Here is a 10,356-nt window from a genome sequence, read left to right on the forward strand (position 1 = left end):
GTCAGAAATCGGGGTAGAGCCGGCCGTGGTTGAAAATGCCCTGCGGGTCGAAGCGCTGCTTGAGCTTGCGGTGCACGGACAGCAGCGCGGGCGCAAGCGGCGTGAACGCGCCGTCGTGCGGCGCGGTGCCGCGAAACAGGATGGCATGGCCGCCGGCCGATTGGGCCGCTTCGCGCAGCGTCGCGGCGGGTCGGTCGCTGATCAACCAGCGCACCGCGCCGCCCCACTCGATCCACTGCGCATCCCCGCCCAGCCGATGGGAGACGGTGAGCGGCGGCGCCGTCGGCCTGACCGCCAGCCGCCACAGGCTTTGACCGGATGATGACGAACGGATGTCGAAAAAAGGCGTGGTCTGGTCGCGCAGGCGCAGCCAGAAGGCGGCGGCGTCCCGGACCGGTTCGCCGCCGAGCCGAGCCTGCGCAGCCTGCACCGCGGAGGCCGCACCCGACAGCCGCACGCTCAAGAGGCCCGCGTGCCAGCTGGTCGCGGACAGCGGCAGCGGCTGGCCTGCCCACTGGTTCATTTTTTCGATCGCGGCGGCTTCGTCGAGCTCGAATTGCAGCGTGCTTTCCGCCGCCGGTTTCGGCAGCACCTTGAGCGAGACTTCGGTGATGAGGCCGAGGGTGCCGAGCGCGCCGACCATCAGGCGCGATACGTCATAGCCGGCGACATTCTTGATCACCTGGCCGCCGAAGCGCAGCGGCTGGCCGGTGCCGTCGATCATCCGCACGCCGAGCACGAAGTCGCGCGCCGCGCCCGCATAAGGCCGGCGCGGGCCGGAGAGGCCGGCGGCGATGCTGCCGCCGAGCGTGGCGCCGCCGCCGAAGTGCGGCGGCTCGAACGCCAGCATCTGGTTCTGATCGGCGAGCTGCGCCTCGATGTCGGCGAGCGGGGTGCCGGCGCGTGCGGTCAGCACCAGCTCCTTCGGCTGGTAGTCGACGATGCCGGTGAGCTTGCGGGTGCCGAGCACCTCGCCCTCATCGGCGCCGCCGTAGAACGTCTTGCTGCCGCCACCGTGGATGATCAGCGGCGAACGGGTGTCATGCGCGGCGCGGATGCGCTCGATCAGGGTCTCCAGCATCAGAACCTCGGCAACTCGGGATGCGGCAACTGGCCGCCCCGGATGTGCATCGCGCCCCACTCGGCGCAGCGATGCAGTTCGGGCACGGCCTTGCCGGGGTTGAGCAGTTTTTCGGGGTCGAACGCGGCTTTCACGTCGTGGAAGCGGACCAGCTCCGGGGTGGCGAACTGCGCGCACATCTGGTTGATCTTCTCCAGCCCGACGCCATGCTCGCCGGTGATGGTGCCGCCGACGTCGACGCACAATTCGAGGATCCTGCCGCCGAACTGTTCGGCCTTGGCCAGTTCGCCCGGCTGGTTGGCGTCGAACAGGATCAGCGGATGCAGGTTGCCGTCGCCGGCATGAAACACGTTGGCCACCGCGAGGCCGAACTCCGCGCTCATTTCGCGGATGCGATTGAGCACATGCGGCAGCTGGGCGCGCGGGATGGTGCCGTCCATGCAGTAGTAGTCGGGCGCCAGCCGTCCGACCGCGGGGAACGCCGCCTTGCGCCCGGCCCAGAATTTCAGGCGCTGCTCTTCGCTGTCGGCGGTGCGGATCTCGGTTGCGCCGGAGGCTTCGAGCACGGCGCGTACGGTATAGATATCGGCCGAGACTTCCTCGTTGACGCCGTCGACTTCGCACAGCAGCAGCGCCTCGCAGTCGAGCGGATAGCCGGCGTGGACGAAGGCTTCGGCAGCCTGGATCGCAAGCCGGTCCATCATTTCCAGTCCGGCCGGAATCACGCCGGCGGCAATGATGTTACCCACCGCGGCGCCGGCCTTCGCTACATCGTCGAACGCCGCCAGCACCACCTGCGCGCGCTCGGGACGCGGCAGGAGCTTGACCGTGACTTCGGTGATCACCGCCAGCATGCCCTCAGAGCCGGTCAACAGCGCCAGCAGGTCGTAGCCGGGGGCGTCGAGCGATTCGTTGCCGATTTCGAGCAGCTGGCCGTCGATCGTCCACGCGCGCAGCTTCTGGATGTTGTGCACCGTCAGGCCATATTTCAGGCAGTGCACGCCGCCCGAATTTTCTGCGACGTTGCCGCCGATCGAACAGGCGATCTGCGACGACGGATCGGGCGCGTAATAGAGACCGTGCGCGGCGACCGCTTCGGAAATCGCCAGATTACGCACGCCCGGCTCGACCACGGCGGTGCGCGCCAGCGGATCGATCGCCTTGATGCGGTTGAGCTTGGCCAGCACCAGCAGCACTGCGCCGTCGACCGGCAGCGCGCCTGCCGCGAGCCCGGTGCCGGCGCCGCGCGCGACCACGGCCACCTTGTGCCGATGGCACAGCTGCAGGATCGCCGTCACCTGCGCCTCGTTCTCCGGCAGCACCACCACGTCGGGCGTGTTGCGGTAGGCCGCGAGGCCGTCGGACTCGAAGGGCAGCAGGTCTTCGCGCTCGTTGAGCACGCAGTGCTCGGGCAGCAGGCGGCGCAACTGGGTGATAAAGGCGGGGCTCAGCATCAGGCGGTGCGTGGCGTTGATCAGGCTGCGAGTTTAGCCGGGCTTGCCTGCGCGTGCGAGGGCGCCAGCCTTCGGTAGGCTTCCGCCAGCGCACCGTCGCCGCCCACGTTGCCGGGGAAGATCACCACCGGCAGCGTCGGCAGGCGATGCCAGGGCGGCGTCTGCACCACGGTGACGCCAGGCAGGATCTGCCCCAGCACGCGCGACGCGGTCAGCGCGAGGCCGGTCGACAGCACGTCGTTGGAGGTGATGCCGCCCTTGCTGATCAGAAAGCCGAGCGTGTCCGGCAGCCGCTGCACCACGTCCATCAAGGTGCCCGACACCGCCTCACCGAAGGCCAGCCGCTCGGCCACGCTGGCAAACTTCAGCTCGGTCCGGCTGGTGAACACCACCGGGGTCAGACCCCGCGCATGCGCGTGGGCGATGCTCGCGGTGAGTTCGTCGACCACTGCCGCACGTCCAACGGGCAGGCGGGCGACGTCGAGCGGCAGCCCGACCACGCCGCGCTCCTTCAGCAGCGCGCTGAGCTGCGCGGTGGTCTTGGCGACGTGCGAGCCGACGACGATGGCACCCGGCTGGCCGTCGCGCACCAGGGTGGCGAAGGCTTCGGCCGCTACCGGCTGCGGCGGCAGCTTCGCCAGCGCGGTCAGCAGCGAGGCGGCGCTGCGGAACAGCAGGCGTTTTCCGTGGGCGGCGGCATCGAGCACGGCGTCGGCGAAGCGTTGATAGTCTGCCGTGCTCTCGCCATCGACCACGCCGACCGTGTTGTCGTGCAGTGCGGCGAGCCACGCACCTGCCTTTCCGGCGCGCAGTTCGGCCAGCGTCAAGCGCTGTACCGCATCGGCCGTCACCCGACCGTCGGTTTTCTCCGCCACATAGTCAGGCAGAAACGCTGTCGTGTAGCCGAACACCGAATCGCGCGCGAATTCGGTTTCATGCGTCGGCACCGGCGTGCCGTCGACCATCAGGTAATGCGTGCTGTCGCGCGTAATGCGGCCGCCTTCGAAAAATGCCGGGGTCAGCAGCGTCGCGTCGAACGGGCCAAGCGCGTCGTTCATCACGTCGGTTTCCACCGGGTAGTGGCCGCGCAGCGTCGAGTCCGAACGCGACACGAACAGCACCGGTCCGGCATACTGCGCGAGCGCGAGCTTGAGGTTTTCGCACACCTCGCGCGTCACCGCAGCAGCGCGTTCCGCATCCATCCCGCGCGTATTGGTGAGGATGAAGAACAGCGGTGCGGCGTCGGCCAGCGCCGTCTTCAGCGTGGCGACATCCCAGCGCGTCAGCAGCAGGCAGGAGTGCACCGTCTGCGAGCCGGTGGGGTCGTCATCCAGAACGATGATTTTCGGGTTCATGGTCAAACCTTTCATGTCCGCGAATGCGCGTTGGCGCATTCGCGGGGACGTCTCAAGCCGCCACGCGCTCCAGCATCGCCTGCGCGCGCGCGTACATCGCCTGCGCATTCATGCCGTTGAAGTCGAACAGCTGCTGCGGATTGGCGGTGGTTTCGCCGCGCTTCCAGCAGAAGACGTCGCGCTCCCGGGCCTGGCTGCGCAGCATCACCGGTTCCAGCGGCCCCGAGGGGCCGCCGGTGACGCCGATCAGCGCGTCACCATGGAACATCGCCTTGAACGTGGCGTCATCCATGAAGTGGCCGTCGGGCTCCGACACGCTGTTCCACAGCACGTCGCCCGGGCGGTACAGACGGCGCGGGTTGACCACGGCGACGATGCGCGAGCCAATGCCGGACTCGGCCAGTTTCTCGGCAGCGGCGAACACCGGCTGCAGCACCATGTCGCCGGTCACCGCGAACACCACGGTATGCGAACCTTTCGTTTCCTTCAGCACCATCGCACCGTCGTCGATCGCCTGAAAGCTCTGCGCCATCGTGGCGTGGATCGGCAGCGGCGACTTCGACGCGGTGATGACGACGCCCTTGTTGTGCTGCTTCAGCGCCCAGTCGTAGCTCGCCTGGATCATGTTGGCGTCGACCGGGAACAGCGGGTAGACGTTGCCATTGCGCATCATCGCGGCGAAGTAGCTTTCGATCTCCGGACGCTGGTGGGTCCAGCCGTTGCGGCCCTGCTCGAGCGCGCCGGCGGTGAACAGACACACCGTCGCGGGCGTCGGGCGGCGCAACTCGGCCATCGCCTGCGTCACCGTCTGCCAGATCGGCAGGCCGTTGATCGCGAAGGACTCGTAGCTGCACCACAGGCTGCGGCCGCCGAACAGCGCGAGCCCCACCGCGAGACCGGCGCAGGCGTCCTCGTTGAGCGGCTCGTACACTTGACCGGAAGGCCCCTGGAAATAAAGGTCGTCGGCGGTCGGGTGGCGGATCGTCAGCGCCTTGTTGATGTTGGCCATGGCGGACGCCTCGTTGCCGTCGGCGTTGGTGACGACGAACATCGGATCGCGCTTGCCCACTTCGCCGACCACCTGTCCGAACGCAGTGGTGGGCACGTGGTTTTCGCCGACCGCGAATTCGGTCAGCGGCAACCCGTCGAGGCTCGGCAGGTCGCGCACGCTTTCGGTCACCGCGACCTTCGCGGCGGGGCCGCCGCCGGCATGGCGGAAGTTTTCGCGCACCAGCTGCCAGGCCTTGATCGGCAGCGCGCGGCGCTGCAGGCCGCTTTTCACGTCGTCGGAGTCGAGCGTGTGGTGCGCATAGAGGTTGTGCGACTTGGCGCCGGTGGCGTGCACGCCCGCACCCTTCAACTGCTTGACGATCAGGCAGGCACGTCGACCCGACAGGGCGCTCTTCGCGGCGGCGTCAGCAGCCTTAAGGATGGCGCCGGTGAAGGCCATGCGTGCCTTGAAGCCGAACGTGGTGCTGTCCGTGTACACCGGCGCGTCGGGCGTGTCGGCATACTCGCGGGCGTCGATCAGGTGCACTTCGTCGAAGCCGTGGGCGCGCCAGTAGTCGGTCATCCGCGTGTTGTCCCACAGCGACACCATGCTGTGGTGCTCCTGCGAGTAGCCGTTCCACACCAGCACCGGCAGGTAGTTGGTGACGTCGGGATAGGCGGTGGCGAAGTGCTGGAACGCGCTCATGATGTAGGGTTCGCCCAGACCGCCGTCGCCGATGGTGACCGGAAACAGTTTGTCGCGATGCAAGTAAGCACCCGCCAACGCGAAATGCTGACCCTGGCCCAGGGGACCTGCGGGCGCCAGCAGACCGGGAATCGCGCCGGAGAGGTGACCCAAGAGGCCGTGGCGTTCGCGGAAGCGTGCGCGCATGTCGGACACGGTATGGATGCCCATGTCTTCCAGCGAGGTGTCTAGGAACATCGCCGAATAGAAGCCGGGCGCGTGGTGGCCGACCTCGGTCACCATATTGCGGTGACCCAGCAGGTGCAGCGCGGCAACCGCGTCGGCGCTGGAGGCGAAGCCGCCAGGGTGGCCGGACGACTTGCTGCCGGTGACTTGCAGCGTCAGGTAGCGTAGCGCGTCGGCAGCGAGCAGCGTCTGGTAGATCGCGGCTTCACTGGTCGCGTCCGGCAATGCGGGCTGGGCGGGGCCCAGCAAGGGCGACGCGCCGAGGCGGTCGATTTCGGGAAAGCTGTCGGCGAAATACTGGATGCCTTCGCAGAAGGCGGGAAGGGTCTCGGGGGTGGACTGCATCCGGGCGCTCATGGCATTTCCTTTCACAATATGAAAATGTCTCACATGATGTGAAACGATGACCGTATTGAATCAGCTAAAGCGACAAATTTCACATTGCGTGATAAATTTTCACTTCATGAAAAATACGAGCTCATCGATTCAGGTCATCGACCGCGCCATGGCGCTGGTCGGCGTCCTCTCCCGCGCCCCTGGCCCGATCAGCCTGACCCGGCTGTCCCAGGAGTCCGGCCTGCATACGGCCAGTGCGCATCGCATCCTCGGGTCATTGATGGCGCACGGCCTGGTCGAGAAAACCGGCGCCGGCGAATACGACCTGGGGGTGCGCTGGCTGGAGGTGGGCAATCGGCTGCGTGCCCGTCTGAATATTAGACAAGTGGCGATGCCTTACATGCAGCAGCTCGCCGAACAGACCGGGGAGACGGTCAACCTGATCGTGCGGCGCGGCGATGAAGCGGTCTATGTCGAGCGCGTGTCGGGCGGCCGCGCAATGATCCAGGTGGTGCAGGTGGTCGGCGCGCACGCGCCGCTGCACGTCACCGCGGTCGGCAAGATCTTCCTCGCCGAAGACAGCGCCAGCGGCGTGATGGGATACGCTGAGCGCACCGGCCTGCCGCCTTACACCCCCAATACGCTGACCACGCAGGAGCGCCTGAGTGCCGAACTCGACGTCATCCGGCGCGAGCAGTTGGCGCACGACCGTGAGGAAGCCGAGCTCGGCGTGGCGTGCATCGGCGCGCCGATCCGCGACGCCGAAGGCAAGCTGGTCGCCGGCCTGTCGATTTCGGCGCCGGCCGATCGCCACAAGCCGGGTTGGGCCGAGGCGCTGCAAAAAGCCGCCGCGCAGACCGGCGCCGCGCTGGGCTACCTGGCCGATGCCTGAGCCCTTTCGCGCGCGGATATCCCTTGCCGTGGCGGTGGATTGTTGGCATCGTGGCGGCCATGACTGAACCCCTGACCCCGGCCACCCGCTACCAGTTCGCCGCCTGGCTGATGATGGCAGCGGGTTTGCTGGTGGTTATGCACCTGCGCCTGTTGCCGGCCCTGCTTGCCGGCCTGCTGGTGGTGGAACTGGTGCATCTGCTGGCGCCCCGCTTTGTCATCGGCAAATTGAGCCATACCTGGTCGAAGGTGCTGGTGGTGTCGCTGATCACCCTGATCGTGCTCGGCGCGCTGGGTGGCATGACCGCCGGTGCGATCCTGTATCTGCGCACCGAAGGCGGGCTCACCGGCCTGCTTACCAAGATGGCCGAGGTGATTGAAAACTCGCGCGAACTGCTGCCGCTGTGGGCAGGCGAATGGCTGCCGCAAGGCGACGAATCGGTGATTCGCGCCGGTCTGGTCGAATGGCTGCGAACCCATGCGCAGGACCTGCGCCGCTTCGGCGGCGATGCCGGGCGCGCGCTGCTGCTGATCCTGATCGGCTTCATCATCGGCAGCTTCATCGCGCTGCGCGAAGCCACCCCGCACCTGACGCTGGCGCCGCTGGCCAAGGCCCTGTGCGAGCGCGCGCATCGGCTGGCCGAAGCGTTCCGCCGCGTGGTGTTCGCGCAGGTGCGCATTTCCGCGCTCAATGCCGGGCTGACCTGGCTTTACCTCGGCGTGATCCTGCCCTTGCTCGGCGTCGAGCTGCCCTTCGTCAAGACCATGGTGCTGGTCACCTTCGTCGTTGGCCTGCTGCCGGTGCTGGGCAACCTGGTGTCCAACACCATCATCGTCATCATATCGCTGTCGCATTCGCTGTATGTCGCTGCCGGCTCGCTCGTTTTCCTGGTGGTGATCCACAAGCTCGAATATTTCGTGAATGCCCGTATCATTGGCGGGCAGATCAAGGCGCGGGCGTGGGAGCTGCTCATCGTCATGCTGGTGATGGAAGCCGCCTTCGGTGTGCCCGGCGTCATTGCGGCGCCGGTGTTCTACGCGTATATCAAAAAAGAATTGTCAGACAGGAATTTAATTTAAATGGCTAGCGACACCGAATCCCTTGTCATCACCGCCAGCGGCGAGGACAAGATCGGCCTGGTGGAAGGGTTTACCCGCCGCATCAGCGAATCGAGCTGCAACATCGAAGAATCGCGCATGGCCGCGCTCGGCGGCCGTTTTGCGTTGCTGATGCGCGTGTCCGGCAACTGGGACGCGCTGGCCAAGCTGGAAGCCCGGCTGCCGGGCGTGGCCGAGGAACTTGGGCTCGCGCTCACGCAACAGCGCACCCGCCCCAGCCGCTCGGAAAAGCCGCTGATCCCCTATACCGTCGAAGTCGCCGCGCTCGATCAGCCGGGCATCGTCAACAGCCTCGCCAATTTCTTCGCGCGCCTGCACATCAACATCGAGGCGCTCGACACCGAAACTTATCCGGCGCCGCATACCGGCGCTCCGATGTTCGCGGTCCACATGACGCTCGGCATTCCGGCCGACGCCCACATCGCCACGCTGCGCGGTGATTTTCTCGACTACTGCGACGACCAGAACCTCGACGCGACTTTCGAGCCGGTGCGCGTTTAAGCTCAGGCAGGGGGCGGGTGGATCGCCTGCGTGAGCGAAAGCGGGATACCGCAGACGTAAACCGCTGAGGGTTTCCAGCACGCGAGAACATGCCGGGATCAAACCCATGCCGAAATCGTTTAAAACGCCTGCGCTTGTCCTCGCTGCATTCCTCGGCCTGCTGGTCCTCATCGCGATCGCCCTGTCGCTTTTCTGGGACCTGAATGCGCACAAGCCCCGGCTTGAGGCCGCGGCCTCGAAGATCGCCGGGATGGAGGTCCGCATTGACGGACGGATCGGCATCGCCTTCTTCCCCGGCGTAGTGCTGACCCTCGAAAACGTCCATGTGCACAACCGGGGGACCGAGATCGGCGCGACAAGCAGCGCGAGGATCGGGGTCGATTTCCTGGCGCTGCTCAAGCAGGACATCCGGCTCAGGCATATCACGCTCGCGCAGCCGGTCATCTACATCGAGCGGGACCGCGATGGCCACTACAACTACGAGCGGCCGGAGAAAGTCCGGCAATCCCTTCCCGATTTGCGGCTGGCAAAATTCGTTATGGCAGACGGCACGCTGCGCTATCTGGACAAGCGCACCGGCAAGCACATCGAGGCGGCAGCATGCGAGCTGGACGCGCGCGATGTGCAGCTCACGGGCCGACAGTCCCCCGGCATCCTGAAACAGCTTGCGGTTGCGGCCGACCTCGCCTGCAAGACGGTACGGACCAACGATTACGCTGCCGCCGACCTGAACACGAAAATTGCCGGGCAGAACGGGATTTTCGACCTCGAGCCGCTGACGATGCGGCTTTTCGATGGGCAGGGCGCCGGGCGCCTGCGGGCGGATTTCACCCAGACGCTGCCCCGCTACGACCTCAGCTACACGCTGACGCAGTTTCGCCTCGAGGCGCTGCTCAAGACCCTGTCGCCGCAATCGGTCCCGGAAGGCGCGGTGGACCTCACCGCCAAGATGACGATGCAAGGCCGGACCGTGAAAAATCTGAAGCAGACCCTGACGGGCGAGGTCACGATGCGTGGCACCGACCTGGTCTTCAACGGCCGCGATCTCGACGAAGCCTTCGACCATTTCGAGTCCAGTCAAAGCTTCAACCTGGTGGATGTGGGCGCCGTGTTCCTCGCCGGCCCGCTCGGTCTGGCGATCACCAAGGGCTACGACTTCGCGAGCATCCTGCACGGTTCGGAAGGGCACAGCGAGATCCGCACGCTCATCTCCGACTGGAAAGTCGAGCGCGGCATTGCGCGGTCGCAGGACGTGGCGATCGCGACCCGGCGGCACCGGGTCGCGTTGCAGGGCCGCCTCGATTTCGTCAACGAGCGATTCGATGGCGTGACCGTAGCCCTGATCGACGGCAAGGGCTGCATCCGCGCGCAGCAGGCGATACACGGGCCCTTCAGGAAACCCGTGGTCGAAAAGCCGAGCACGCTCAAGGCGCTCACCGGCCCCGTGGTCAGATTATTCAAGCAGGTGGGCGCGCTGTTTCCCGGCGGCGCGTGCGAGGTGTTCTACGCGGGGTCGGTCGCAGCGCCGAAATAATCCTAAAAACCGTAGTTGGACGTATCCGAGTGTGCGGTTTTCGGGTTGTCTGGCAAGGCGCGATGAGGCGCATGGCCGCTCCCTGCAACGAAGAGCAACGCGGCCAGGCGACCCGAAAATCGTGCAATCGGGTGCGTAGCGTTCTCACCCGCCAGGTGAAGGCG

8 protein-coding genes are annotated in these 10,356 nt (G+C 66.3%); 4 read left to right on the forward strand and 4 right to left on the reverse strand.

Going from position 1 to position 10,356, the window contains the following annotated elements; genetic code table 11:
- Position 1 precedes the first annotated feature (1 nt).
- From glcE to Q8R61_RS03270, 4 genes are read right to left on the reverse strand one after another with little or no spacing between them, the layout of a single operon-like run.
- The gene (gene glcE, locus Q8R61_RS03255) at positions 2 to 1,081 is read right to left on the reverse strand and encodes a glycolate oxidase subunit GlcE (protein ID WP_305534161.1); all 1,080 of its coding nucleotides are present in this window, start codon (positions 1,079 to 1,081) and stop codon (positions 2 to 4) included.
- Positions 1,081 to 2,535 (reverse strand): FAD-linked oxidase C-terminal domain-containing protein, encoded by a 1,455-nt coding sequence (locus tag Q8R61_RS03260; RefSeq protein WP_305534163.1) that lies wholly within the window; start codon positions 2,533 to 2,535, stop codon positions 1,081 to 1,083. The genes glcE and Q8R61_RS03260 overlap by 1 nt, the downstream gene beginning before the upstream one ends.
- Positions 2,536 to 2,555: 20 nt before the next feature.
- On the reverse strand, positions 2,556 to 3,890 hold the full coding sequence (locus Q8R61_RS03265) for a four-carbon acid sugar kinase family protein (protein WP_305534165.1): 1,335 nt from the start codon (positions 3,888 to 3,890) through the stop codon (positions 2,556 to 2,558).
- A gap of 52 nt (positions 3,891 to 3,942) precedes the next feature.
- Positions 3,943 to 6,168 (reverse strand): phosphoketolase, encoded by a 2,226-nt coding sequence (locus Q8R61_RS03270; protein ID WP_305534167.1) that lies wholly within the window; start codon positions 6,166 to 6,168, stop codon positions 3,943 to 3,945.
- 106 nt (positions 6,169 to 6,274) lie between these two features.
- Here Q8R61_RS03270 and Q8R61_RS03275 point away from each other — a divergent pair, with 106 nt between their 5' ends.
- The 4 genes from Q8R61_RS03275 to Q8R61_RS03290 all read left to right on the forward strand — a co-directional run bounded on the left by Q8R61_RS03275 (position 6,275) and on the right by Q8R61_RS03290 (position 10,192).
- A complete protein-coding gene (locus Q8R61_RS03275; RefSeq protein WP_305534169.1) occupies positions 6,275 to 7,039 on the forward strand; it encodes an IclR family transcriptional regulator in 765 nt (254 codons plus the stop codon).
- 59 nt (positions 7,040 to 7,098) lie between these two features.
- Positions 7,099 to 8,118 carry an AI-2E family transporter gene (locus Q8R61_RS03280; protein ID WP_305534171.1) on the forward strand — a complete coding sequence of 340 codons (1,020 nt, stop codon included), beginning with the start codon at positions 7,099 to 7,101 and terminating at the stop codon, positions 8,116 to 8,118.
- Positions 8,119 to 8,658, forward strand: a complete 540-nt coding sequence (locus Q8R61_RS03285; protein ID WP_305534173.1) for a glycine cleavage system protein R — start codon at positions 8,119 to 8,121, stop codon at positions 8,656 to 8,658.
- 106 nt (positions 8,659 to 8,764) lie between these two features.
- A complete protein-coding gene (locus tag Q8R61_RS03290; protein WP_305534175.1) occupies positions 8,765 to 10,192 on the forward strand; it encodes an AsmA family protein in 1,428 nt (475 codons plus the stop codon).
- Positions 10,193 to 10,356 lie beyond the last annotated feature (164 nt).

The organism is Thiobacillus sp. (genome assembly GCF_030696885.1).
Taxonomy (GTDB): Bacteria; Pseudomonadota; Gammaproteobacteria; order Burkholderiales; family Thiobacillaceae; genus Thiobacillus.

Bases quoted from the DNA above. Each gene is read 5' to 3' on its own strand.
- glcE (WP_305534161.1), bottom strand. From the start codon at position 1,081: ATGCTGGAGACCCTGATCGAGCGCATCCGCGCCGCGCATGACACCCGT.
- Q8R61_RS03260 (WP_305534163.1), bottom strand. From the start codon at position 2,535: ATGCTGAGCCCCGCCTTTATCACCCAGTTGCGCCGCCTGCTGCCCGAG.
- Q8R61_RS03265 (WP_305534165.1), bottom strand. From the start codon at position 3,890: ATGAACCCGAAAATCATCGTTCTGGATGACGACCCCACCGGCTCGCAG.
- Q8R61_RS03270 (WP_305534167.1), bottom strand. From the start codon at position 6,168: ATGAGCGCCCGGATGCAGTCCACCCCCGAGACCCTTCCCGCCTTCTGC.
- Q8R61_RS03275 (WP_305534169.1), top strand. From the start codon at position 6,275: ATGAAAAATACGAGCTCATCGATTCAGGTCATCGACCGCGCCATGGCG.
- Q8R61_RS03280 (WP_305534171.1), top strand. From the start codon at position 7,099: ATGACTGAACCCCTGACCCCGGCCACCCGCTACCAGTTCGCCGCCTGG.
- Q8R61_RS03285 (WP_305534173.1), top strand. From the start codon at position 8,119: ATGGCTAGCGACACCGAATCCCTTGTCATCACCGCCAGCGGCGAGGAC.
- Q8R61_RS03290 (WP_305534175.1), top strand. From the start codon at position 8,765: ATGCCGAAATCGTTTAAAACGCCTGCGCTTGTCCTCGCTGCATTCCTC.